27 protein-coding genes, 1 tRNA gene and 2 pseudogenes are annotated in these 24,451 nt (G+C 53.8%); 11 read left to right on the top strand and 19 right to left on the bottom strand.

Going from position 1 to position 24,451, the window contains the following annotated elements; genetic code table 11:
* Positions 1–43 precede the first annotated feature (43 nt).
* Positions 44–472 (bottom strand): hypothetical protein, encoded by a 429-nt coding sequence (locus ACTHSL_RS06100; protein WP_440380731.1) that lies wholly within the window; start codon positions 470–472, stop codon positions 44–46.
* Between the two features lie 60 nt (positions 473–532).
* On the opposite strand from ACTHSL_RS06100, the pseudogene ACTHSL_RS06095 reads away from it, so the two are divergent.
* A pseudogene (locus ACTHSL_RS06095) lies at positions 533–1,125 on the top strand (IS1595 family transposase).
* 2 nt (positions 1,126–1,127) lie between these two features.
* Here ACTHSL_RS06095 and ACTHSL_RS06090 read toward each other — a convergent pair.
* Together ACTHSL_RS06090 and ACTHSL_RS06085 are read right to left on the bottom strand one after the other, a co-directional pair.
* Complete coding sequence (locus tag ACTHSL_RS06090; RefSeq protein ID WP_440380730.1) at positions 1,128–1,457, bottom strand: Arm DNA-binding domain-containing protein; 330 nt, start codon at positions 1,455–1,457, stop codon at positions 1,128–1,130.
* A 208-nt stretch (positions 1,458–1,665) separates the two neighbouring features.
* Positions 1,666–1,750, bottom strand: a tRNA-Leu gene (locus ACTHSL_RS06085).
* A gap of 224 nt (positions 1,751–1,974) precedes the next feature.
* Between ACTHSL_RS06085 and ACTHSL_RS06080 the strand changes: the two genes are divergently transcribed.
* From ACTHSL_RS06080 to ACTHSL_RS06060, 5 genes are all read left to right on the top strand, one after another.
* Positions 1,975–2,661: an SCO family protein gene (locus ACTHSL_RS06080; RefSeq protein WP_440380729.1), complete on the top strand. Its 687-nt coding sequence runs from the start codon at positions 1,975–1,977 to the stop codon at positions 2,659–2,661.
* A gap of 84 nt (positions 2,662–2,745) precedes the next feature.
* A complete protein-coding gene (hisG, locus tag ACTHSL_RS06075; RefSeq protein WP_314934951.1) occupies positions 2,746–3,396 on the top strand; it encodes an ATP phosphoribosyltransferase in 651 nt (216 codons plus the stop codon).
* Between the two features lie 40 nt (positions 3,397–3,436).
* Positions 3,437–4,129: a hypothetical protein gene (locus ACTHSL_RS06070; protein ID WP_377079058.1), complete on the top strand. Its 693-nt coding sequence runs from the start codon at positions 3,437–3,439 to the stop codon at positions 4,127–4,129.
* A gap of 92 nt (positions 4,130–4,221) precedes the next feature.
* On the top strand, positions 4,222–5,382 hold the full coding sequence (locus tag ACTHSL_RS06065) for an NnrS family protein (RefSeq protein ID WP_440380728.1): 1,161 nt from the start codon (positions 4,222–4,224) through the stop codon (positions 5,380–5,382).
* A gap of 384 nt (positions 5,383–5,766) precedes the next feature.
* The gene (locus ACTHSL_RS06060) at positions 5,767–6,249 is read left to right on the top strand and encodes a hypothetical protein (RefSeq protein ID WP_440380727.1); all 483 of its coding nucleotides are present in this window, start codon (positions 5,767–5,769) and stop codon (positions 6,247–6,249) included.
* A 54-nt stretch (positions 6,250–6,303) separates the two neighbouring features.
* Here ACTHSL_RS06060 and ACTHSL_RS06055 read toward each other — a convergent pair whose 3' ends face one another.
* The 3 genes from ACTHSL_RS06055 to ACTHSL_RS06045 all read right to left on the bottom strand — a co-directional run bounded on the left by ACTHSL_RS06055 (position 6,304) and on the right by ACTHSL_RS06045 (position 8,145).
* Positions 6,304–6,675: a hypothetical protein gene (locus tag ACTHSL_RS06055; RefSeq protein ID WP_440380726.1), complete on the bottom strand. Its 372-nt coding sequence runs from the start codon at positions 6,673–6,675 to the stop codon at positions 6,304–6,306.
* Complete coding sequence (gene dapC, locus ACTHSL_RS06050; protein ID WP_440380734.1) at positions 6,653–7,843, bottom strand: succinyldiaminopimelate transaminase; 1,191 nt, start codon at positions 7,841–7,843, stop codon at positions 6,653–6,655. Before dapC ends, ACTHSL_RS06055 begins: the two co-directional genes overlap by 23 nt.
* Positions 7,844–7,941: 98 nt before the next feature.
* Positions 7,942–8,145, bottom strand: a complete 204-nt coding sequence (locus tag ACTHSL_RS06045; protein ID WP_440380725.1) for a heavy-metal-associated domain-containing protein — start codon at positions 8,143–8,145, stop codon at positions 7,942–7,944.
* A 442-nt stretch (positions 8,146–8,587) separates the two neighbouring features.
* Here ACTHSL_RS06045 and lnt point away from each other — a divergent pair, with 442 nt between their 5' ends.
* Positions 8,588–10,135, top strand: a complete 1,548-nt coding sequence (lnt, locus tag ACTHSL_RS06040; RefSeq protein WP_440380724.1) for an apolipoprotein N-acyltransferase — start codon at positions 8,588–8,590, stop codon at positions 10,133–10,135.
* 725 nt (positions 10,136–10,860) lie between these two features.
* Here lnt and serC read toward each other — a convergent pair.
* Positions 10,861–11,961, bottom strand: coding sequence for a 3-phosphoserine/phosphohydroxythreonine transaminase (serC, locus tag ACTHSL_RS06035; protein WP_440380723.1), 1,101 nt, complete (start codon positions 11,959–11,961; stop codon positions 10,861–10,863).
* A 290-nt stretch (positions 11,962–12,251) separates the two neighbouring features.
* Here serC and rimP point away from each other — a divergent pair, with 290 nt between their 5' ends.
* Genes rimP through infB form a run of 3 tightly spaced genes read left to right on the top strand, consistent with a single transcriptional unit; the run spans position 12,252 to position 17,013 of the window.
* Positions 12,252–12,683: a ribosome maturation factor RimP gene (rimP, locus tag ACTHSL_RS06030; RefSeq protein ID WP_107971278.1), complete on the top strand. Its 432-nt coding sequence runs from the start codon at positions 12,252–12,254 to the stop codon at positions 12,681–12,683.
* Between the two features lie 38 nt (positions 12,684–12,721).
* A complete protein-coding gene (gene nusA, locus ACTHSL_RS06025; RefSeq protein ID WP_107971241.1) occupies positions 12,722–14,224 on the top strand; it encodes a transcription termination factor NusA in 1,503 nt (500 codons plus the stop codon).
* Between the two features lie 14 nt (positions 14,225–14,238).
* Positions 14,239–17,013, top strand: a complete 2,775-nt coding sequence (infB, locus tag ACTHSL_RS06020; protein WP_440380722.1) for a translation initiation factor IF-2 — start codon at positions 14,239–14,241, stop codon at positions 17,011–17,013.
* A gap of 41 nt (positions 17,014–17,054) precedes the next feature.
* On the opposite strand, the pseudogene ACTHSL_RS06015 reads toward infB, so the two are convergent.
* From ACTHSL_RS06015 to ACTHSL_RS05980, 8 genes and pseudogenes are all read right to left on the bottom strand, one after another.
* A pseudogene (locus ACTHSL_RS06015) lies at positions 17,055–17,231 on the bottom strand (IS5/IS1182 family transposase); the annotation flags it as partial.
* Positions 17,215–17,955 (bottom strand): twin-arginine translocase subunit TatC, encoded by a 741-nt coding sequence (gene tatC / locus ACTHSL_RS06010; protein ID WP_440380721.1) that lies wholly within the window; start codon positions 17,953–17,955, stop codon positions 17,215–17,217. The gene tatC and the pseudogene ACTHSL_RS06015, both read right to left, overlap by 17 nt.
* Before the next feature lie 143 nt (positions 17,956–18,098).
* The gene (gene tatB / locus ACTHSL_RS06005; protein WP_440380720.1) at positions 18,099–18,602 is read right to left on the bottom strand and encodes a Sec-independent protein translocase protein TatB; all 504 of its coding nucleotides are present in this window, start codon (positions 18,600–18,602) and stop codon (positions 18,099–18,101) included.
* A 3-nt stretch (positions 18,603–18,605) separates the two neighbouring features.
* A complete protein-coding gene (gene tatA, locus ACTHSL_RS06000) occupies positions 18,606–18,812 on the bottom strand; it encodes a Sec-independent protein translocase subunit TatA (protein WP_440380719.1) in 207 nt (68 codons plus the stop codon).
* A 60-nt stretch (positions 18,813–18,872) separates the two neighbouring features.
* A complete protein-coding gene (locus ACTHSL_RS05995; RefSeq protein ID WP_049253746.1) occupies positions 18,873–19,196 on the bottom strand; it encodes a histidine triad nucleotide-binding protein in 324 nt (107 codons plus the stop codon).
* Between the two features lie 101 nt (positions 19,197–19,297).
* Complete coding sequence (locus ACTHSL_RS05990) at positions 19,298–19,621, bottom strand: phosphoribosyl-ATP diphosphatase (protein WP_440380733.1); 324 nt, start codon at positions 19,619–19,621, stop codon at positions 19,298–19,300.
* Positions 19,622–19,696: 75 nt separating this feature from the next.
* On the bottom strand, positions 19,697–20,095 hold the full coding sequence (gene hisI, locus ACTHSL_RS05985; protein WP_049253710.1) for a phosphoribosyl-AMP cyclohydrolase: 399 nt from the start codon (positions 20,093–20,095) through the stop codon (positions 19,697–19,699).
* Between the two features lie 40 nt (positions 20,096–20,135).
* A complete protein-coding gene (locus ACTHSL_RS05980) occupies positions 20,136–20,687 on the bottom strand; it encodes a CreA family protein (RefSeq protein ID WP_440380718.1) in 552 nt (183 codons plus the stop codon).
* 185 nt (positions 20,688–20,872) lie between these two features.
* Here ACTHSL_RS05980 and ACTHSL_RS05975 point away from each other — a divergent pair, with 185 nt between their 5' ends.
* Positions 20,873–21,154, top strand: coding sequence for a hypothetical protein (locus ACTHSL_RS05975; protein WP_440380717.1), 282 nt, complete (start codon positions 20,873–20,875; stop codon positions 21,152–21,154).
* Between the two features lie 296 nt (positions 21,155–21,450).
* On the opposite strand, the gene dapD is transcribed toward ACTHSL_RS05975, so the two are convergent.
* The 4 genes from dapD to ACTHSL_RS05955 all read right to left on the bottom strand — a co-directional run bounded on the left by dapD (position 21,451) and on the right by ACTHSL_RS05955 (position 24,354).
* Positions 21,451–22,272 carry a 2,3,4,5-tetrahydropyridine-2,6-dicarboxylate N-succinyltransferase gene (dapD, locus tag ACTHSL_RS05970; protein WP_440380716.1) on the bottom strand — a complete coding sequence of 274 codons (822 nt, stop codon included), beginning with the start codon at positions 22,270–22,272 and terminating at the stop codon, positions 21,451–21,453.
* A 98-nt stretch (positions 22,273–22,370) separates the two neighbouring features.
* A complete protein-coding gene (locus ACTHSL_RS05965; RefSeq protein WP_440380715.1) occupies positions 22,371–23,567 on the bottom strand; it encodes an acetate kinase in 1,197 nt (398 codons plus the stop codon).
* Positions 23,568–23,608: 41 nt separating this feature from the next.
* Positions 23,609–23,764 carry a hypothetical protein gene (locus tag ACTHSL_RS05960; RefSeq protein ID WP_440380714.1) on the bottom strand — a complete coding sequence of 52 codons (156 nt, stop codon included), beginning with the start codon at positions 23,762–23,764 and terminating at the stop codon, positions 23,609–23,611.
* Between the two features lie 14 nt (positions 23,765–23,778).
* Entirely contained in the window at positions 23,779–24,354 is a 576-nt protein-coding gene (locus ACTHSL_RS05955; RefSeq protein WP_440380713.1) for a ZapG family protein, read from the bottom strand.
* Between the last annotated feature and the right edge of the window lie 97 nt (positions 24,355–24,451).

Here is a 24,451-nt window from a genome sequence, read left to right as displayed (position 1 = left end):
AGAAGGTGCTCATGAGAAATCCCCTAAATGTTCTGGTGGGAATTTAGGGGATTTTGGGGGGATTTTGCAAAGGTCTCGTATAGTCATAACTCAAACCAAACAACAATGCCACGTCTTGTGTGGTTAACAATAAGGCAGATTGCTCTGTCAGCCAGAGTAATACCAAGCAGCGTTCAGTTGCTGCTTGCAGATGGATGAAACCGTTGTCCGATTGGCTTTGAGCCAATACTTTATGTTTCCTGATTTCCTCCGGTGTATTGCTACTTTGCATTGATTGCATGCTTCGCTTATGCCAACATTGGCTTATACTCATTGCAAGTCTGGCAATGGCAACTGCCTCAATTGAGTGTATCGGGGCTCCTAATAATGACTCTAGTGCTTTTTTGTTCACCATAGAACCTTTGTAGTTGAAAAATTCAGTATCCCCTAATTTTATAATGGAAGATATGCAATCCTGATAGCCTTTATTCATGACAATCCTTTCGTTATGATAGGGACTGATGTAGATTAGCAGTTACGCTAGGCTACGAAATTGAAGATAACCAATTATAAATTAAGCAAGAGAAATCAAAAGAACTGCTTGACTCCGCAGTCCTGTTCTACCGCAAAATCCGTATGGTCATCGGCCATTATCTAGCCTTGGCTGCCGATGAGGTTTTCGAGGGCTCTGTCGAGTTGGACGAAAGCTATTTCGGCGGACGGCGTAAAGGCAGACGTGGTCGCGGTGCAGCAGGGAAAGTGGCTGTCTTTGGCATTCTGAAACGCAACGGACGGGTCTATACCGTTGTCGTAGATAATGCCAAGTCTGATACTTTGATGCCTGTTATCAAAAAGAAAATCATGCCGAACAGTATTGTTTACACGGATAATCTGAGCAGCTATGACAAGTTGGACGTGAGCGGTTTTATCCATTACCGCATCAACCATTCCAAGGAATTTGCAGACCGCCAGAACCACATCAACGGCATTGAGAATTTTTGGAATCAGGCAAAACGCGTCTTGCGCAAATACAACGGAATCGACCGCAAATCTTTCCCGCTGTTCTTGAAAGAATGCGAGTTTCGATTTAACATCGGCACACCGTCCCGGCAGCTAAAAATCTTGCGGGATTGGTGTGGAATTTAGGGCTAATCTACGTCAGCCACATATTCAAAGGTGTTTAGGGCGGCGACTTTGCGTTCTTCCTTTTCCTGTTGCTTGGCCGCGCCGGGGTCTTGGCCGTCTGAAAGCAGGCGGCGGGCGTTTTCGGCGGCTTGGCGGGCTTCGGAAAGGGAAACGGCGGGATATTTGCCGATGGTCAGCGTTTTTTCTTTGCCGTCTATGCGGTATTTCAGGCGGAAGATTTTGCCGCCTGCGGGGGTAATTTCGAGATACAGGCCGCCGCCGTCAAACAGTTTGGCTTTCTTTCCTGCTTCGGTCGGCTTGGCGTTCCTGATTTGGCGGTCGTTTAGAGGCATTTTGGGGGTATGTTTTCGGGGGTATTTTCAGATGCCCCCAAATATACCCCCGCCCGCCGCTTTATTCAATTAGACAGGAATAGGCGGGATTAGACGGTAAACAGGGGCTGGAAACGCTGTATGGTGTTGTTTTTATTGTGTTTGGTTTACGGCGTTAGACGGTATTAGACAAAAAACAACCGCTCGAAAGCGGTTGATTTTTACAGTGTGGTGCCCAGGGTCGGACTCGAACCGACACACCTTGCGGCGGGAGATTTTGAGTCTCCTGTGTCTACCAATTTCACCACCTGGGCAGGTAGGAAAGCCGCCATTATAGCGTGAAAATCATACTTGTAAAGCGAATTTTACCAATAATATTTATTCCATTGAAAATAAAAGAAATTAAGTAAAAGAACATAGAAACTTTTCCCCACGTCAAATTTAATGCCTTTTTCCCTGCATCTTCATTCCACTGACTGTTAAAACAGAGTAATATGTTCGATATCTGTTTTCTTCTTAATCGAACAAAGGAGTTATCATGAAATACCGTCCTTTAGCCCTGTTAATGGCCCTTGCGCTCGCCGCCTGTTCGCAGGAAGCCGCTCAGAATAACGGCGGGCAGCAGCCTGCTTCGCCGACTACGTATTCCACCGGCGAACCTGCCGCATCTGCCGCTTCAAGCACATCTGCAATCGCGCCCAAGCACGGTGAATTTTTCGGCACCGACATGAGGAAAGACGATATCGGCGGTGATTTCACGCTGACTTCGGGCGACGGCAAGCCGTTTGCCATCAGCAGCCTGAAAGGAAAAGTCGTTCTGCTGACTTTCGGTTATACCAACTGTCCGGATGTCTGCCCTGCCAGCCTGCTGACTTACAGCGAGGTGATCGATCAGCTGGGTGAGCAAGCCAAGGATGTGGCCGTCGTATTTGTCAGCGTCGACCCTGAACGCGATACGCCTGAAGTAATTGACAAATATGTAAAAACTTTCAACAAAAACTTTATCGGTCTGACTGCGACCGGTGATCAAAGCATTCCGGTCGTCAAACAGCAATACCGCGTGGTGTCGTCCAAATCGCAGGAGCAGTCGGCCGATATTTATTTGATCGACCATACTGCCGGCACTTATGTTTTGGATAAAGAAGGCAATACCGTTTTGATGGAGAATTACGGCCGCACTTCAACCGAGATTGCCGCCGACGTCAAAAAACTGCTGCAATCCTAACCATTTGCGCCAGGCCGTCTGAAACGCCTGCCGTATTGTTGCAGGCATAGCATTTTCAGACGGCCTTATCCACAGGAACACACCATGTCCGAGCAAAATCTGACCATCGCCTTGTCAAAAGGGCGCATTTTCGATGAAACCCTGCCGCTGCTCGCGGCGGCGGGCATTGAACCGGTTGAAGACCCCGAACAATCGCGCAAGCTGATTATCGGCACCAACCATGCCGACATCCGTTTGGTCATCGTTCGCGCCAGCGACGTTCCGACGTATGTCCGATACGGTGCTGCCGATTTCGGCATTGCCGGCCGCGACGTGTTGATTGAAAACGGCGGCGAGGGGCTGTACCAGCCTTTGGATTTGCAAATCGCCAAATGCCACATGATGGTGGCCGTTCCCCAAGGCTTCGATTACGCTGCCGCATCACAGCCCGGCTGCCGCCTGCGCATCGCCACCAAATACCCCGATATTGCGGCGGAGCACTTTGCCGCCAAAGGCGTTCATGTGGATATTATCAAGCTGTACGGCTCGATGGAACTTGCACCGCTGGTCGGCCTGTCAGATGCCATTGTCGATTTGGTCTCCACCGGCAACACGCTAAAAGCCAACCGTCTCGAAGCGGTGGAACATATTTGCGACATTTCCAGCCGCCTGGTGGTCAACAAGGCGGCATTGAAAGTGAAACACGCGCGGCTGCAACCGATTATCGAAGCATTTGCCGCCGCAATCGGACAATAGGCGGCACTTCCCGCGCCGCATCCTTTAGAAAGGAAGCAATATGGCACATCTGCTGATTGATACCGTAAAAACCGATGCCGGAAAAAAATACCTGCCCTTCGGCAGGCATGATGTCCGGTTGTTTGCCGACAAGAAAACCGCCCGTCCGTTCCGCAAGCTGGCCGCCTCTGCCGACGGAACCTGCCCTGAGTGCGGGGGCAACGCCGCATTGCACTTGGTCATCCCGCCCAAAGACAAATTCACCCGTACCATACTGAAAACGGTCAAAGTTATTTTGTCCGGCCATCCCGAAGCCAAAATCGCTGTTATCAGCCCGCGCGGAAAACTACAAAAAAAACTGGAGCGTTTGCAGCAAAAATATCCGGCGTCGCAGATTATGAGCAGCTCCAAACTGGGCAAAAAAGTCCGCAGTTTCCTGTATCACGACGAGAGGCCGTCTGAAAACCCGTCGCAGCCGCTTTCCGCAGAAGAAGAAAACGAATTGATCAAACGCATGGCCGAAGAAATAGAAATCACCGCCGGTCTCACCCTGCCGCCGCACACGGAAGAAACTGCACTGCCCGGATTGTCTGACACTCTGCGGCAAATCAGGAGAAACCGGCCGAAGAAGAAAAACGCGCTGCTGCACCTGCTGACACAGCAACACGGCAGTGAAGCCCAACAGTATTTGGACGCACTGCTGGAGCAAAACCTGATTAAAATCGATGCGGCGGAAAACGTCCGTTACCGCTGACTTTCAGACGGCCTCCATCATCAACAGGCCGTCTGAAAACCAAACCGCAGCCGCACAAACATCTTTCCACCACTACCCAATCCATTAAAAAAATGAAATTCTTCCAACATCCCGTTTGGGCGATGGCCTTCCGCCCGCTCTATTCACTGACCGCCGTTTACGGCGCACTTTCCGTCCTACTCTGGAGCTTCGGCTATCAAGGCACGCCGCAGCTGCCCGGATTCCTTTGGCACGCCCATGAAATGATTTGGGGCTACGCGGGCGGCGTGGTCGTCGCCTTCCTGCTGACCGCCGTCGCCACTTGGACGGGCAAGCCGCCCGTAAGCGGACAAAGGCTGGCCCTGCTGGTCGGCCTCTGGCTGCTGGCGCGCCTGTTCGCCTTCATTCCGAATGCGGCCCTGCTCTCCGGCGTGGCCGGAACGGCCTTCTACTGGCTGGCGGCCTTTTATATGGGCCAGTCGGTCTTTGCCGCCGAAAGCAAACGCAACTATATCGCCGTATACGCCCTCATCCTGATGGGCATCACACTGGCCGTCTTCCACACGCGCCTATCGGTCGGCAACACCGCCTCGCTGCAAGACAACCTGTTTTCCGGATTGGTCATGGTGGCCGGCTTTATCGGCCTGATCGGTTCGCGCATCATCGGCTTCTTCACATCCCGCCGTTTGGGCACGCCGCAACCGGCCTCGCCGCAATGGGCGTTGATGGCGCCGCTGGCCTTGCCGATGCTGATGGCAGCTTTGATGACGCTGCGCCTCGCCCTGCCGTTGGCGGCATTGTGCGGCATCGCCTGCGGCCTGCTCGGACTGGTTCAAACCGTGCGCTGGTGGGCGAAAGGCACGGCCAAAGAGCCGCTGCTGTGGACGCTGCACATCGGCTACGCCGCCACAGCCATGGGCTTGATTATCATGGGTTTCGGCCAATGGATACCGAAACTGATGAGCCCCGGCGTGCACTTCATCGCCGTCGGCGGCATCGGCCTGCTGACCGTCAGCATGATGACCCGAACCGCCCTCGGCCACACCGGCCGCCAGCTCTATCCCGCGCCGAAACTGATGCCCACCGCCTTCTGCCTGATGGTTGGCGCACTGTTTTTCCGCACGCTGGCCGCAGTTATGCTGACCGTGCACCCGACCGCCTACCTGCACAGCCTGCGCTGTTCGGGCGTATTGTTCGCCGCCTCGCTGCTGCTGTACGCATGGCGTTACATCCCGTGGCTGACGCGTCCGCGCCTGGACGGCAAACCCGGATAACGATTTCAATGCGGACAGGCCGTCTGAAAATGTTTTCAGACGGCCTTAACTTTCTTCACCCAAACTCCCGACACACTATGGCTGACAACAAATAACCAAAACATACAAGAAACGCTTGACCTTCCACCAGCAAAACATAAAATAACACTTCCTAACACTATTTCCTGAAAGCAAATATCGTGAGGGACTTTTTATCGGCGGCCGTATGATTGCCGATCGGACGGCCGGCCGGCCCTAACGGCCTGCCTGCCCGGGAAGCCGGACGATTTATCAGGGGGAATCCCGGATAGCGGGGGAAATTCCATTCAAGCCGGAATCCTCCCCATGAGGATAAGCGACAATCTTGATGTTGAAGGTGAAACAATGACCATAAGGAATAAAATTATGAACAAAATAGTTAAAGGGTTGGCGGTTGCGTCTTTGTTGATGACGGTGCAATTGGCAAATGCCGATGATTTATCGGTTGCCGAATGGAAACAGGAAATTGATCAAGTGTTTCGTCCGACTGTTGATGCCGCATTCGAACGCTGGGTAGTCACTGATGAAGCTATTGCCACAATTGAAAGGCAACCCATTAATGCCATCCGTATGTATAACCTTATGCGTAATATACGGTATAACGAGGTGTGGAATGATTTTATCAAGCGTTATCCGGACAGCAAAAACGGACGTATCGCGATGTGCGAATACGCCAAATCAGAAACTTTATTGAAAGATAATGATGTAGTATGTACTGAAAAATTCGTGCCAAACGCGGCAATAATGCAAAAAAACACATTAAGTCCTGAAAATAGAAACCATGAGGCTATTCCTAAAATCATCAATCCGGATGCAGCTAAAAAACGTGGCGGACATCGGAATAAATGACGATAAAAAGCACCGATGAGTTGGTGCTTTTCTTTATTTGCCTATCGGCGCGGGTCAGCTTTTTGATGAGATAACCCCCGTTATATTGATGACTGTCGGATGCCGCATCATCCGCCGTTCAGACAATATGAAAAAAACCGTATGATTTTTCAAGTTTTTCATTGCAAGAAGTAACGGGCCTATATCGGCCTCCCGACCGATGCCTCCCTGAGGGGCAAACGCCGGGATGAATGCCTTGCCGCCGTGCAACGGAAACATCGGAAACGCCGATGCCGCCCGCAATATGATATCCGCAGGAAGGGGAACGCGGCAGGCTAATGTTCGAGGAAGGATTGCAAAGGCCGTCTGAAAACACGCAACCCGAAGCTCCGGGCGATTTTCAGACGGCCTCAAACCCTTATATTCAATCGTGCTGGAATAGCGCAACCATCCGCCGCGCACCTTCCACGCATTCTTCCACGCCCGCCACCAGGGCGATGCGCACATAACCTTTGCCCGGATTGCCGTTCGGCGTATCCCGCGCCAAAAAGCGTCCCGGCAGCACCTGTATCGCCGCCTCGCGCCATAGTTTTTGCGCAAACGCCAAATCGTCTCCGTCCGGCACTTTCAGCCAGATATAAAACGAAGCATCCGGCATTTTCACGTCGAAGACCTGCTGCAACACAGGCACCACCTGCTCGAATTTGGCCTGATAAAGGCGGCGGTTTTCCGCCACATGGGCTTCATCGTCCCATGCGGCAATGCTGGCGCGCTGCACCGGAACACTCATCGCGCTGCCGTGGTAAGTGCGGTAGAGCAGGAAGGATTGCAGCAGTTCGGCATCACCCGCCACAAAGCCGGAACGCAGGCCGGGCACGTTGGAACGCTTCGACAGGCTGGTAAACATCACTATCCCTTTGCGGCCGCGCCCCAGCATTTCAGCCGCCTGCAAAGCCCCCAGCGGTTTGCGGTCGTCGAAATAAATTTCGGAATAGCATTCGTCTGAAGCGATGACGAAGCCGAATCGGTCTTGCAACGCAAACAATTCACGCCAGTCGTCAAGATTCATCACGCTGCCGCTCGGATTGTCGGGCGAGCAGACCAAAAGCAGCTTCACACGCGGCCAAACGTTGTCGGGAACGCAACGCCAGTCGGGCAAGTGGCGCGGCGGGCTGCTGTTGGCAAAGCAGACTTCGCCGCCACCCAACAGGGCGGCACCTTCGTAAATCTGATAAAACGGATTCGGGCAAACCACCACGCCGGTATCGTCCGCAACAGGGTCGAGCACCACTTGGGCGAAGGAAAACAATGCCTCGCGGCTGCCCAACACGGGCAGGATTTCCGTTTCCGCATCCAATTGCAGGCCGTCATAGCGGCGTGCCAGCCAACAGGCGCATGCTTGGCGCAATTCGGGCAGGCCCGCGGTCAGCGGATATTTGGCAAACTCCGCGCCCGCCACCTGTAAGGCATCGGTGATCACGGCGGGCGTGGGATGTTTCGGCTCGCCGATCTGCAACATAATCGGTACCAAGCCGTCGGGCGGATTGATGCCTTGCAAAGCCTCGCGCAAACGGGCGAAGGGATAGGGTTTGAGTTGTTTCAACAGGGAATTCATGATCATCAAAATGGCTGGTTGTAATCCGGCGGGATTCTAACAGAAGGAAAAGGCCGTCTGAAAAACTGTTTTCAGACGGCCTTCAATCGGTTATTGCCTCAGGCTACGCTAAAGCCCGCATCGGCAATGGCTTTTTTCACGGCATCCACATCCAAACCTTCGCTGTGGGTAACCACTACCACGCCGGTTTCAAAATTCGCATTCACCATGCGGACATTCGGCACGGCTTCGGCTTGTGCAATCAGTTTGCGGGAATCTTCCTTGCTGCTCATCCCGGTTACATCCAATTTCATTTGCGGCATATTTTTACCTCTTTAAAAGTATCCAATAAAAATGAGTAATCCATCAGCTTTCCCGACATCATTGTTATTGTCTCGGAAAATTTGAGTGCTGCGGTGTAATCTGTCTTCCCTGTCACTCGCAGCTTGGCAGATGCCGTGGGAAAGGAGATTTTTCGATTTTGCCTTTAATTGCATTCCTTGTCTATTTCGTTTAAGCATATTTTGTGCAAACAAGTATAATGGTTCATATTTAAAAACATATAACGCATTAATTGTCATAAATAATATTTACTCCTGCGCAACAAGCCAAAGATATAATATTTTCATAACCATACGAATCTTTACTACCTTTACCTAAAAACGGTTCGATACCCGCAATCGGCTGTTACCCCGTACTCCTCCATTCCGGGCAATTTTCTGTACAATGCGGCACCGTTTTCCAAACAATTCCATTAAACACATCATGACCGGTATCTTTTCCAAACTCGAAGCTTTCTGGTGCCGCCCGCCAGTATATTGGCTGCTGATTCCCCTGCTGGCCGCCGCCACGCCGCTCACTTTCGCCCCTTACTACCATTTCTGGCTGATGCCTTTGTTGTTCGCGGCCTTCATCCGCCTGCTGGAGCTCCGTCCCGACGTTCGAACCCGCAGTGCCTACCTGTTTGGCCTGGTTGCCTACACCGTTCAGTTTTATTGGATACACACCGCCCTGCACGACGTTTCCGGCCTGCCCAATCTCTACGCCCTCCCCCTCACCATGCTGCTGCCGGCCTATCTGGCACTGTTCCCCGCCACCGCTGTTTGGCTCTGGAACCGCATCCGTTTAAACCGTTGGCTGCATACCGGCCTTGCACTGCCGGTTTTTTGGACATTGGCGGAATTTGCCCGCGAACGTTTGCTGACCGGATTCGGCTGGGGGGCGTTGGGTTATTCCCAAATTGCCGACCACGCCCCACTGGCCGGTTTCGCTCCTTTGGGCGGCATTCATTTGGTTACATTCGCCACCGCGTTACTCGGTGCATGGCTGGTTTTACTGGTGGACAACAAAGGCCGTCTGAAAAAACGCTTGGCCCTTGCCTGCGCCGTTGCGGCATTATTATTCGGCGGCCATATCGCCAAGCAAACCGATTTCACCCAACCCACAGGGCAAACCGCCACTGTTGCCCTGGCTCAAGGCAATATCGAACAACACTTAAAATTCCGCAACGACCAAGTCCTGCCGACTTTGGATCGTTATTTCCGACAAATTACCGCCACGCACGCCGATATCGTCATCCTGCCCGAAACGGCATTCCCCGTGATGCTGCAAGAACTGCCTGACCACATCATTGCAGAATTTGCCGAACAGGCCCGTCAAAACGGCAGCGCCTTAGCTGTCGGCACCATGCAATACACGGCTGACGGTATGAATTATCAAAATGCCGTCGTCGATCTGACCGATTACCGCATAGGAGCGGCCAATATTCCGTTTTACGCCAAAAACCACTTGGTTCCGTTCGGCGAATACAAACCCCTGCCGTCCTTAACCGCCCCGCTCTATCAAATGATGGATATGCCCTTGTCTGATATTCTGCACGGCGGAGAGGTGCAAAAACCGTTTTCCATGAAAAACCAACAGGTAGCATTCAATATTTGTTATGAAGACGGTTTCGGCGACGATTTAATCGCCTCCGCCAAACAATCCACCCTGCTCGCCAACGCCAGCAACCTGGCTTGGTACGGCGATTCCAATGCCATGTTCCAACATCTGCAGCAATCGCAAGCGCGCGCATTGGAACTGGGCCGCTACATGGCCAGAGCCACTAATACCGGCGCGACCGCCATCGTAGACAACAAAGGACGCATCATTGCCATGGCTCCCGCCAATACGGCAACCGTATTGAAAGAAGAAATTCAAGGCTATCAGGGAGAAACACCTTATATGCGTTTGGGCGGTTCTTTGCCGTTCATCGGCCTATTGTCCGTATTCGCGGCGGTTTTTCTGGCTGTCGGGCTCAAACGAAGCACATGAAGAAAGCCTTCAAGTGAAGCAGACAAAAAATACCGGAACCGCTTGATGGCTCCGGTATTTTTATAGTCATTACAAAAACTTTGCCTCAACAGTTTTACGGCACCCTGAGATTTTAGGCAAAAAAATGCACACATTTTTTCAAATGTGTGCCAAGTCTACAAAGGAGAAATAGAGGAGAAACTGTTAAGCTGCTATTGCAAGCCACTTAACGGGCGTAATTATCTTGCGGAACCCATTTCCGGTCAAGCCCTTTCTTCTTTTTTTGCAATAACAGCACTATTCTTATCAAAAAATATACGAAAAAGGAAAAATAAACAAAATCGAATTTTATTTTTTTCAATTTCAATCAAAAATGAGTTGCACACAAAAAAATGCACACATTTTTTCAAATGTGTGCCAAGTCTACAAAGGAGAAATAGAGGAGAAACTTATTAAGCCGCAACCAGCGACTTAACAAAGCGAATTATGAGCAAAAAACCATCTGCCGTCAAATTTTTTGCCACCTATAAAAATAATCTGCCTCTTTTTAGCCACACTCCGCCATATTCTTTTCTGTTCGTTTTGCAACAAATAATCAAAACAGAGTATTCCAAAATAAGCACGCCCTCCAATATCAAGTATAGAAAGCGATTGCAACTTCACCCTAAAAATCGTTTCAAACGGAAATTCACCTTATTTCCTATGAAAGTCCCTGTTCAGACGGCCTCATGCCGCCTAAAAACCGATTAGCCATTCTTTCTTTGGAAATCGGCCATAAATTCCACCAGCGCGGCCACGCCTTCTATCGGCATGGCATTATAAATGCTGGCGCGCATACCGCCCAACGTTTTATAGCCTTTCAGTTGGCGCAATCCGCACAATGCCGCCTCCTGTGCGAAACGTTCGTCCAATCCCGCATCCCCCGTGCTGAAGATAACGTTCATCTGCGAACGTGCGTCCGGATGTATTGCATTCCGATAAAAACCGCCGCTGCCGTCTATCGCACGGTACAACATATCGGCCTTGCGGCGGTTGATAAACGCCATTTGCCCAACACCCCCCTGAGTCTGCAACCAGCGCAGCACCAATCCCGCAATATAAATCGGATAGGTCGCCGGCGTGTTGTACATGCCTTGTCTTTCAACATGTGCCTTGTAATTCCATACCGCCGGTACCGAATCCGGACAGCGGTCCAACAAATCCTCGCGAATGATGACGATGGTTACGCCTGCCGGGCCGAGATTTTTTTGCGCACCCGCATAAATCACGCCGAAATCGGCGACATCAATCGGCCGGGACAGAATTTCGGAAGACATATCGCATATCAAAGGAGGGAAGCCGTCTGAAAGATTGGGCATCTGCCTGTATTGCAGGCCGTGTACGGTTTCGTTGGCAACAAAATGGACAAAAGCCGAATCCCTGCTTATATCCCACTCGCTTACGGGCGGTAGGTCGCAATAATCATATTGCGTGCCGCCGTGCGCAGCCAAATGGATTTCTGCCGCCGTGGATTTTTCCATCTGACGGTGCGCGGTTTGCGACCAATTTCCGGTAACCACCGAATCTATCCGTTTGAAGCCGTGGGAGAAGTTCATTGCCACCTGACTGAATTGCGCACTCGCCCCCCCTTGCAGGAACAATATCTTGTAATTGTCCGGCACATTTAAAAGCAGGCGCAAATCCTGTTCGGCATGATAAAGGATGCTTTGAAACTCGGCTGAACGATGGCTCATACTCATTACCGGGATGCCGGTACCGTTGTAATCGAGCATTTCCTGTTGCGCGGTATGCAATACGGCAGCCGGCAGCACGGCGGGACCGGCGGAAAAATTGTAGACGGTATTCATGTTCGGACTCTCTATTCTGACTTTCCCGTTTACGGGATGGCGTTTCCGCCGCCTGTTTGAACCATATTGAAACTATGCTTTCAGACGGCCTCGTAAAGCGCCTGATTTTATGCCCGGCAAACAGTTTCGGCAAGAAACCCGACCACCGCGCAAAAAATCAAGGCCGTCTGAAACCGCTGAAATTTAACCGCTTTTCTTTTCTGTCCAAACACGATATAATCCGCAGAATTTTTCAAGTCAAACTGAGAAATGGCCATCGGGCCATTTTTTTATTTTCTCCGGAAGGAAAAATGGACATTCAACAAATATTGGACAAAACCCTGCCGGGTTTGGGTTACGAACTGGTGGATTTCGAGCTGACGGCACAAGGCATCTTGCGGGTCTTTATTGACAAGGAAGGCGGAATTACCGTCGAAGACTGCGCCACAGTCAGCAACCACCTCAGCCGCCTGTTTATGGTGGAAGACGTAGACTACAAAAACCTCGAAATCTCCAGCCCGGGGCTCGACCGCCCGCTGAAAAAAGCGGCAGATTTCGTCCGCTTTGCCGGACAGCAGGCAAAAATCAAAACCCGCCTGCCGATAGACGGACAGAAAAACTTTATCGGCCGTATCGAGGCGTGTGAAAACGATATCGTTACACTCTCTTTCGACGGCAAGACCGCCTCCATCGAGATCAACAATATCGACAAAGCCCGCTTAAAACCGGAATTTAAATTTTAATAACACGATTAATCGGAAACATTTTTAGGAGATAAAACATGAGTCGCGAAATGCTGCAACTGGCCGAAGCATTGGCCAGCGAAAAGAATGTAGACACCGACGTAGTGTTTGACGCACTGGAATTCGCCCTATCCACGGCTGCAAAGAAAAAAGCCGGCCGGGAACACATGGACGTGCGCGTCGAAATCGACCGGAATACCGGCGAACACCGCACCTTCCGCCGCTGGCTGATTGTGGCCGATGAGGATTACACCTATCCCGATGTGGAAAAAACCATTGAGGAAATCCAAGAAGAAATCCCCGGCACCACCATCCAAATCGGTGAATACTACGAAGAGCAAATCGAAAACGAAGGCTTCGGCCGCCAAGCCGCAATGACGGCCAAGCAGATTATCCTGCAACGCATCCGCGATGCCGAACGCGAAAAAGTCCTGAACGACTTCCTCGCCACCCGGGAAGACATCGTTATCGGAACAGTGAAAAGGGTCGAACGCCACGGCATCATCGTGGAACTCGTTCCGGGCAAACTGGACGCGCTCATCCCGCGCGACCAATCCATTCCGCGCGAAAATTTCCGCAGCGGTGACCGCATCCGCGCCCTGTTTTTGCGTGTTGAAGAAATCGGCCAATCCGGACGCAAACAAGTCATCCTCAGTCGCACCTCGCGCGAATTCCTGGCCAAACTGTTTGAACAGGAAGTACCGGAAATTGCAGACGGCCTGCTGGAAATCCGCGAAGCCGCACGCGATCCCGGCCATCGCGCCAAAATCGCCGTCAAAGCCAACGACCAGCGCATCGATCCCCAGGGAACCTGTATCGGCGTACGCGGCAGCCGCGTCAATGCCGTTACCAACGAAATCGGCGGCGAACGCATTGACGTAGTACTGTGGTCACCGGATACGGCACAATTCGTCATCAACGCACTGTCGCCTGCAGAAGTCAGCCGCATTGTGATTGATGAGGACCATCATGCAGTCGATGTCATCGTTGCCGAAGACCAATTGGCATTGGCCATCGGCCGGGGCGGACAAAACGTCCGCCTGGCCGCCGACCTCACCGGCTGGCAGCTCAACATCATGACCGTTACTGAAGCCGAAGAGCGTCATGCCGCCGAAGATGCCGCGCTGCGCAGCCTGTTTACCGAACATCTGGATGTCGATGAAGAAACGGCCGATGTTTTGGTACAGGAAGGCTTTGCCTCATTGGAGGAAATCGCCTATGTGCCGTCTGAAGAATTGGAAGAAATCGGTTTCGATGCCGCCACCGTCGATACATTGCGCAACCGCGCCCGCGACGCCATCCTTACCCAGGCGATGGCGCAAGAAGAAAAACTGGAAGAAATCGCCGAAGACCTCCGCACACTGGACGGTATAGACGAAGACCTCCTGCGCGACCTGGCACAGGCCGGCATCACAACACGCGACGGTCTGGCAGAACTGTCGATAGACGAATTGCGTGAAATTACCGGCGTAGAACCCGGCGAAGCAGAAAAAATCATTCTTGCCGCCCGGGCACACTGGTTTGAAACAGACGAACAATAAGGAGGGGCTGTCGTATGAGTAACAGCACAGTAGAACAATTTGCAGCCGAATCGAAAATGTCGGTGGAGCGGATGCTGGAGCACCTGAAGAAGCACGGCATCAACAAAAACAGCGGCAGCGACATGCTGACCAATGCCGACAAAGCACAATTAAGCGCGCAAACCGTCGGCACCATCCGCATCAACCGCACCAAGGTCGAAAAAACCACGGTTGACGGCGTAGCGGTCGAACGCCGACGCAGCCGGAAAGTAGTCGTCCCTTCCGCCGACGAACAACTCGCTGCCGCCAAAGCCGCGCAGGAAAAAGCGGCGCAAGAAGCCGCTGCCGCAGCCGAAGCCGAGGCGGCCAAAGCGGCGGCGGAAGCCGAAGCTGCCAAAGTACGCGCCGCAGCCGAACAGCGTAAAGCTCAAGAGGCTGAAAAAGCGGCAACAGCGGACCTTCAGACGGCCTCACCCGAACCGGCCGAGCCGAAAGAAGAAAAAACCGAACAGGAAATCAAACCGGCCAAAAAAGGCCGGGAGAAAAAAGCCAAAACCCCACCGCAACCGGTAGAAGTCGTCAATGCCGCCGAAGCCGAGCGCCGTGCCGAAGAAGAACGCCGCGCCCAAGCCTTCCGCGAACACCAGGCTGCGCTGCTGAGAGAAAAACAGGAGCGCCAAGAACGCCAGGAACGGCGTGAAGCCGCCAAAAAACAGGCGGCGGAAGAAGCGCGTGCAAGCAAAGCCGGCGAACAGCGCACCGCCAAACCGAGCGAGAAAAAACCCCTGTCGGCATCGGCAAACAAACCGGCTTCCGCACATGCTGCGGCATCAGAGCCCAATCCGAGCAGCGGCAGCCGTAAAAAAGACGAACGCCGCAATCATCACGATGATGAAGGTCAAAGCCGAAATGCCAAAGGCAAAGGAGGCAAAGGCGGACGCGACCGCAATGCGCGCGGCAGCGGTGATGAAGAGCGCGTGCGCGGCGGCAAAAAAGGCAAAAAACTCAAACTCGAGCCGAACCAACACGCCTTCCAAGCACCGACCGAACCCGTCGTTCACGAAGTCTTGGTTCCGGAAACCATCACTGTCGCCGATTTGGCACACAAAATGGCCGTCAAAGGCGTGGAAGTGGTCAAAGCCCTGATGAAAATGGGCATGATGGTAACCATCAACCAATCCATAGACCAAGATACCGCCCTGATTGTGGTGGAAGAACTCGGTCACATCGGCAAACCCGCCGCTGCCGACGACCCTGAAGCCTTCTTGGACGAAGGTGAGGAGCTCATCGAAGCGGAAGCCCTGCCCCGTCCGCCCGTCGTTACCGTGATGGGCCACGTCGACCACGGTAAAACCTCGCTGCTTGACTACATCCGCCGCGCCAAAGTGGTTCAAGGCGAAGCGGGCGGCATTACCCAACACATCGGCGCATACCACGTTCAAACCCCGCGCGGCGTAGTTACCTTCTTGGACACCCCGGGTCACGAAGCGTTTACAGCCATGCGTGCACGCGGCGCCAAAGCCACCGACATCGTGATTCTGGTGGTTGCTGCCGACGACGGCGTAATGCCGCAAACCGTAGAGGCCATTGCCCACGCCAAAGCGGCAGGTGTGCCGATTGTGGTTGCAGTGAACAAAATCGATAAGGAAGCCGCCAATCCGGAACGCATCCGTCAAGAGCTGACCCAACACGAAGTCATTCCCGACGATTGGGGCGGCACTACGCAGTTTATCGATGTATCGGCCAAAAAAGGCATCAATATCGACGCATTGCTTGAGGCCGTCTTGCTTGAAGCCGAAGTATTGGAACTGACTGCACCGGTGGAAGCACCCGCCAAAGGCATCATCGTCGAAGCCCGTCTGGACAAAGGGCGCGGCGCGGTAGCCACTTTGTTGGTACAAAGCGGCACATTGAAAAAAGGCGACATGCTGCTGGCCGGAACAGCCTTCGGCAAAATCCGCGCCATGATGGACGAAAACGGCAAAGCCATTACCGAAGCCGGCCCGTCCATCCCGGTGGAAATCCTCGGTTTGTCGGATGTACCCAATGCCGGCGAAGACGCCATCGTGTTGGCCGACGAGAAAAAAGCACGCGAAATCGCCCTCTTCCGCCAAGGCAAATTCCGCGACGTGCGTCTGGCCAAACAACAGGCCGCCAAGCTGGAGAACATGTTCAGTAACATGGGCGAAGGCCAAGTGCAGAACCTATCGGTCATCATCAAGGCAGACGTACAGGGTTCCTACGAAGCACTCGCGGGCAGCCTGCAAAAATTGTCTACCGACGAAGTACGCGTGCAAGTCCTGCACAGCGGCGTGGGCGGCATTACCGAAAGCGACGTCAATTTGGCGATTGCTTCGGGCGCGTTCATCATCGGCTTCAACGTGCGCGCGGATGCATCCGCCCGTAAACTGGCCGAAAATGAAGACGTGGAAATCCGCTACTACAACATCATCTATGATGCCATCGACGATGTGAAAGCGGCCATGAGCGGCATGCTGTCTCCTGAAGAAAAAGAGCAAGTTACCGGTACGGTGGAAATCCGCCAAGTCATCAGCGTATCGAAAGTCGGCAACATCGCCGGCTGTATGGTTACCGACGGCGTGGTCAAACGCGATTCCCATATCCGCCTCATCCGCAACAACGTAGTTGTCCACAGCGGCGAACTGTCCTCGCTCAAACGCTATAAAGACGACGTCAAAGAAGTCCGCATGGGCTTCGAATGCGGCCTGATGATCAAAGGCTACAACGACATCATGGAAGGCGACGTACTGGAATGCTTCGACATCGTCGAAGTTGCCCGTTCGCTGTAAACACACACAGACCAAAGGCCGTCTGAAAACTTTTCAGACGGCCTTTTTATATCCGACAAACATTTTTCAATGATGTATAGTGGATTAAATTTAAACCAGTACGGCGTTGCCTCGCCTTGCCGTACTATCTGTACTGTCTGCGGCTTCGTCGCCTTGTCCTGATTTAAATTTAATCCACTATAAAAGCGAAACGAATGGCGACTATTCCCCTTCTTCTCCATCCCTCGCTACAGGCTTGAACAATCTTGCCGCCAGCAAACCGAGTTCGTACAAAATAACCAACGGGACAGCCATCAAAACTTGCGACAGCACATCCGGCGGAGTAATAACCGCCGCCACGACAAACGCGCCCACAACCACATAGGGCCGCGCACTTTTCAGTTGCGCCAACGACACCACGCCCATCCTGTGCAGCAGCACCACGACAATCGGCACTTCAAACGTCGCACCGAAGGCCACAAACATACCCAGCACAAACGACAAATATTTGTCGATATCGGTCGCCATGCTGACCCCCTGCGGGGTAACGCTTGTTAAAAACCGGAACACAATCGGAAAAACGGCAAAATAGGCAAAGGCCATACCGCAGGCAAACAGAATCAGGCTGGACAACACCAGCGGCACAATCAGGCGTTTTTCGTTTTGATACAGCGCGGGAGCGACGAAAGCCCAAATCTGATACAGCGTATGCGGCAGCGTGGCTAAAAACGCAGTCATCAGGGCGACCTTAATCGGCACGAAAAACGGCGCAATCACATCGGTGGCAATCATCTGCGTCCCCTGAGGCAGAGACGCCATCAGCGGCTGGGCGACAAACGTATAAAGCGGCTGGGCAAACGGGATGACGGCAAAAAAAGCGGCCAGCATCACCAGCATAATCCACACCAAACGCCGGCGCAGTTCGACCAAATGTTCAATCAGGGTTTGAGTTTGCTCTGTCATCTCAATCTCGCCGACATTACGGTGAATCCGCTTTAAAGCAAGACGGCGTTACGCCGCCCTGTCCGGATTAGAGCTTAATCACTATAAAATCGAAAATATGGGGAATATGAAAAACATCGGAAAGCGAAGCCGACCGACTCCGCCTATCTTTTCAGACGGCCTTGGCGGCGGACGCGGAGTTGCGGCCTCGGATGAAAACGCGGGCGCAAATCGCGACGGCGGCCCATTGCCTGACGGCGCAGGGTAACCATATGGAAAGGGGCGGCATCATCATACCGCGTCCCGCCGGCGTGCAGGCCGTCGTCCGTCCCTATGCCGAAATCGGCCGGCGTACGCTGCGGCGGCAACCGCTCCCAAGCGGGGAGTTCGGGGTCTATGCCCTCCGCCTGACTTTGCAATGCATGGCGTGCATCACGCCAACCTTCCTGCGCTTCACGGACGGCCGCCTGAAAATCCTCTTTGACTTCCGACAACCCTTCGGCATCCATTTGGCGGCTGAGTTCGTTTTTCACGCCGCTGACGAAACGCTGCAAACGCCCCAGCCACAATCCGGCCGTACGCGCCACCTTCGGCAGCCGCTCCGGCCCCAGCACCACGAGCGCAACAACGCCGGTCAGCAGCATCTCGCTGAAACCGAGGTCGAACATGGCTTAGGCTTGCTTATCGTCTTTGTCGGCCTCGGTCTGCTTCTCGGCCGGGCGGGCATCTGCCTCTTCCGATCCATCATTCAGGCCTTTTTTGAAGTCGTGCACCGCGCCGCCCAAATCTTTGCCGATGTTGCGTAATTTTTTGGTACCGAATACCAACACTACAATCAGCAGCACAATCAGCCAATGAGAAATTCCGCTCAAACCCATTTTAAAATCCTTACGTTAAATCTATTCAATGCGGAAACCCGCTTTCAGACGGCCTGATATTCAAACCGGCGTACCCATGATATGCACATGGAGGTGGAACACTTCCTGACCGCCGCCGCTGCCGGTATTGATTTGGGTTTTAAACCCGTTGCGCAGGCCGTGTTCGGCGGCCAACTGCGGCACTTTCAGCATCATTTTGCCCAGCAGGGCCTCGTGCTGCGGCCCGGCGTGTGCCAGCGAATCGAAATGTTCTTTCGGAATCAGCAGTAGATGGACGGGCGCGGCGGGGCGTATATCTTTGAAGCAGAGCATCTCGTCGTCTTCGTACACCACCGAAGCTGGGATTTGTTTGTCTGCGATTTTGCAGAAGATGCAGTCGGTCATCATGAATTCTCCGGTAAGCCGCCTTGCGGTATTTCCGCTTGGGGCAAAGAGGTCGGATTGTAATACAAAAACACCGTCCGCGCCTTTCAGACGGCCTAATATCAGCCCTGAGGGCGCGCGGCCTTTTCCACCAGCCCCGACAAACCTTGCCGCCGCGCCAGCTCGCGAATCACATCTTCCGCCCGCAAGCCGTGATGCGCCAGCAGCACCATGCAGTGAAACCACAAATCGGCGGTTTCGTAAACAAGGTGTTCGCCGCCGCCGTCTTTCGAGGCCATCAGCACTTCGCCGGCCTCCTCGATTACTTTTTTCAAGATTTTGTCGCCGCCTTTGGCAAGCAACCCGGCCACATATGATTCGTCCGGATTGCCGCCCTTGCGCGAATCGATCACATTTTGAATTTCAGACAATATCCTGTCATCCATCATTCTTCTCCCAATGAATTGCCGCAGATTGAGGCCGTCTGAAAACCGCCTTCCCGTTTCAGACGGCCTGCAACTTTAAGGTTTTGCACCGTAGATGGCCTTTTCGTCCTTCAGCACCGCATCAACCGCCTGCCAGCCGCCGTCTGCCTGCCAAACGCGGTAGAAGCAGCTTTCCCGCCCCGTATGGCAGGCAATGCCGCCCTGCTGTTCAATCTGCATCACCAGCGCGTCGCCGTCGCAATCGAGCCGCAGTTCGTACACTTTCTGCACATGCCCCGACTCCTCGCCCTTCATCCACTGTTTCTGCCGGGAACGGCTGTAATAATGGGCAAAACCGGTTTCCACCGTTTTTTGCAGCGCCTCGGCATTCATCCATGCCACCATCAGCACGCGGCCGCTGTGCCTGTCTTGCGCGATGGCGCACAACAAGCCTTTGTCGTCGAATTTCACCGCGCCCAGCAATTCTTCATACATGCCGTTTCGTCCTTTATCCTTCCGTTGTTCAGACGGCCTGCTATTTCTTCACCGCCGTGTCGATGATGCAGGAACCGGCGATTTGCTTGTCGGGCAGGCCGACTATCTGTTTTTCGTCCGCAGGCGCACCGCCATAGCATGAAATCGCGCTGAGCGAATTTTTCGGCGAACCGTCGATGATTTTATCGCTGTAAATCATATAGGCGAAGGCTTTGCGCTTGGCATCGTAATACCGCATGATTTGCATGCTCTTAAAGGCAAAGCTCGCGCTGCGCTTAAACACCTGCTGCGGCTTGGCCACCGCCTGTTCGTTGAATTCGATCGCATTGCCGGTCTGCACGCATGACACCGATGCGTCGCTGGCATCCTCTTCCAAATTCACCGCCTCTTTCAAGCCGCCCTTTTTCGCATACGACAAATAACAGGTGATGCCTTTCACATCGGCATCGTCGAAACCTTCTATTTCGATACGGTCGTTTTTGCCCAGCACGCGGAATACGGTGCTGGCATTGCCGATTTTGTCGGTTTCGGAATCGCAGGCGGCCAAGGCCGAAACGGCCAGACCCAAACAAACGGCTTTGATGATGTGCATGGATTTTCCTTAATTGATGTGTGTAGGCACGCTATTTTGCCACACGGCGGCACGGTTTTAAAATCAACGTTGCAAAAACCGCGCTTTTCCCGGCATGAAAACATAAACGGCGGCGGCGCAAACCGCCTCCAACCGCCGTATAATGCCCATCCCCACCGCAGCCCTTGCAAAAGGCCGTCTGAAAAATGAAACGCAAAATATCTACCCTGCTCTACCTGATTACATTCTTGCTGACCTTATTCGCCGTTTATTGCAGCCATCATGCCGCCCAACCCGCACACCTGCCGCCGGAAGCTTCAGACGGCCTGTCCGCCGCATGGTGGCTGGAACGCAGGATGTACGCCGTATTGTCCGCCTGGGCGGCAGGCACGGCCGCCACGGTGCTGCTGCGGCAAAACCCGTTCGAACGGGTGGCTTTGGCGGTATTGTTTTTCTGCCTTTACGGCTTGGTTGCGGCATTCGTCTAACCAAACGCATCGCAGGCAAACCCGGCCCGCCCTACGGCATCTCCCGCGCCATATCGCGGATTATCGTAAGTGAAAACGGAAACGCCCCTCACCGCCGTAGTGAATTAAATTTAAACCGGTGCGGCGTTGCCTCGCTTGTCGTACTATCCGTACTGTCTGCGGCTTCGTCTCCTTATCCTGATTCAAATTTAATCCACTATACCAGGACACCCTCCAAGCAATCCGTCATCAAACAAAAAGGCCGTCTGAAAACCTTGGCAACAGGTTTTTCAGACGGCCTCATTGTCTCGCCAGGCTTACACGCCGCGCAACAATTCGTTCACGCTGGTTTTGGCGCGGGTTTGCGCGTCCACTTTTTTCACGATAACCGCGCAATACAGGCTGTGGCTGCCGTCTTTCGCGGGCAGGCTGCCGGACACGACCACCGAACCGGCAGGGACGCGGCCGTAGTGAATTTCGCCGGTTTCGCGGTCGTAGATTTTGGTGGACTGACCGATGTACACGCCCATGGAAATCACACTGCCTTCTTCGACAATCACGCCTTCGACGATTTCGGAACGCGCGCCGATGAAGCAGTTGTCTTCGATGATGGTCGGACTGGCCTGCAGGGGTTCGAGTACGCCGCCGATGCCGACGCCGCCGCTCAGGTGGACGTTTTTACCGATTTGGGCGCAAGAGCCGACGGTCGCCCAGGTATCAACCATCGCGCCTTCGTCCACATACGCGCCGATATTGACGTAAGACGGCATCAAAACGGTGTTTTTGCCGATGAAGCTGCCGCGGCGCGCCACGGCACCGGGTACGGCGCGGAAACCGGCGGCGCGGAATTTTTCTTCGCTCCAATCGGCAAATTTGGTCGGCACTTTGTCGAAGTATTTGTTTACGCCGTCGTTTTGCACTTCGTTGTCTTGGATGCGGAAGGAAAGCAGCACGGCTTTTTTCGCCCATTCGTTGACTTTCCATTGCCCCACGCCCAGGCGTTCGGCCACGCGCAGGCTGCCGGAATCGAGTTGGCGGATGGTTTCCAACACGGCTTCTTTGACTTCGGGGGTAACGGTGGCCGGCGTGATGTCGGCGCGGTTTTCAAAGGCGGTTTCGATGATGTTTTGCAATGACATGTTTTTCCTTTCGGGTAGTGAAATGGGATTTCAGTGCGAAAGGCCGTCTGAAAGCGCGGTTTTGATGCTTTCAGACGGCCTTTTTCATGGTGCGCTGTTTACAGGCCGGACAGGGCGGCGGTGTCGTGCGCGATCATCAGTTCTTCGTTGGTCGGCACCACGACGACGGCAGGCGTTTGGCCTTTCGGGCTGATGATGCCTTCTTTGCCGAAGCGTACATCCACATTGGCCTGCTCGTCGAGTTTCAAGCCCAGGAAGGCCAAATGGGCGACGGTTTGGGCACGGACGACATCGGAGTTTTCACCGATGCCGCCGGTGAACACCAGCGCGTCGATGCCGCCGGCGGCCACGGCCATGGCGGCAATGTATTTGGCCAGGCGGTAGGCGGTAACGGCCATGGCCAATTTCGCGCCTTCATGACCTTCGGCTGCGGCTTCTTCCACGATGCGGCAGTCGTTGGACAGTTCGGAAATGCCCAGCAGGCCGGATTTTTTGTTCAAGAGGTCGCTGACTTCTTCCACGCTCATGCCTGCATTGGCGGCCAAGAACGGGTAAATGCCGGCATCAACGTCACCGCTGCGCGTACCCATCACCAAGCCTTCCAGCGGGGTGAAGCCCATGCTGGTATCTTGGGATTCGCCGTTTTTCACGGCGGTGATGGATGCGCCGTTGCCCAGATGGGCGATGACCAGGCGGCAGTCTTTCACGTCTTTGCCGATGATGCGGGCGGCTTCGGGGGCGACGAAGCGGAAGCTGGTGCCGTGGAAACCGTAGCGGCGGAAGGCGTATTTTTTATACAGGGCGCGCGGTACGGCGTAGGTGTAAGCGTGTTCCGGCATGGTTTGGTGGAAGGCGGTGTCGAACACGGCAACGTTGGGCAGGCCGGCAAAAATGGCTTGCGCGGCGCGGATGCCGGTCAGGTTGGCCGGATTGTGCAGCGGGGCGAGCGGGATGCAGGCTTCCAGTTGGGCGATGACTTCGTCGTTAATCAGGACGGACGCGCTGTATTTTTCGCCGCCGTGCACGACGCGGTGGCCGACGGCTTTCACATCGGCATCCAGGCCGTATTTTTTCAGTTCGTCCAAAAGTGCGCCGACTGCACCGGTGTGGTCGTGGCGGTCGGCCAGTTCCACGCGGTGTTTCTGACCGTCTTTTTTGAAGGTGATGTAGGCATCGGGGGTGGTCAGTTTTTCACCCAGGCAGCTCAGCAGCACTTCGCCGTTGTCGTTGTCGAGCACTGCGCCTTTCAAAGACGAGCTGCCGCAGTTCAATACTAAAATCAGGTTTTTGGACATTGTATTTTTCCTTCTTGTCGGTAAATGGGGAAACTTATGTTTCAGACGGCGTGCATTATACAGACAGTCTGACGGGATATGTGGAAACTTCGGCGCGGATTCGGCCGGCTGCGGTTGCGCGGCGATGTTTTGAGGCCGTCTGAAAACATATCGGTCGGGAATATGTTTTCAGACGGCCTTTCTGTGTGCGGCGGCATCTGCCCGGCAAACGCTATTTGTCTTCCGGCTTGGCCTGTTCTTGTTCCGGCGTTTCCGCATCCGCAACTTCTGCAATTTCAGTTTCGGCTTCGGCCTTATCTTCGGCCGCCGCTTCGCCTGCGGCGTTTTCAGACGGCCTGACCGCTTCTTCCGCCGCTTCGGTTTGCAAACCGGTTTGGCTTGCCGGTTCGACGGTTTCGGCTTGGATTTGCTCCGCCGCGCTTTGCCGTCCGTCCGACTCTGCGGCGGGCAGCACCGAACCGGCCAGATAGCCCAGCGTAACGGCTTTGTCGCTGCGCTTGGCCAGTTGTTCTTGCAGCGCTTCTTTGCCCATCAGGGTTTGCGCGCCGTTGCTCAGGTGGCGGATGACGTTTTGGTAGCTGCGGTTCAACGCGTCCACCGCTTCTGCGGTGTCGGCAAAATGTTGGTCCACGCGGCTGCGGTAGTCGTCCAGTTCCTGCTTCAAGGCTTCCCGCTCGCTTGCCTGCCGCGACTGTTTGCCGCGCAGGAACAGCCACGCCAGCAGGAAGCCGGCGGCCAAACCGGCCGTTGCGGCCAAAACCAACATGGAAACGGTAGGTGCATTCATTTCGTTTGTCCTTTCGGGTTGTTTGGAAAGTTTTACCGACAACAGGCCGTCTGAAAATACACTAAACAGTTCGTCTTGCTTTCAGACGGCCTCCGGT

Source organism: Neisseria sp. P0008.S010 (assembly GCF_051962715.1).
Classification (GTDB): Bacteria; Pseudomonadota; Gammaproteobacteria; order Burkholderiales; family Neisseriaceae; genus Neisseria; species Neisseria elongata.
This window is presented reverse-complemented; position numbering and strand designations above follow the sequence as displayed.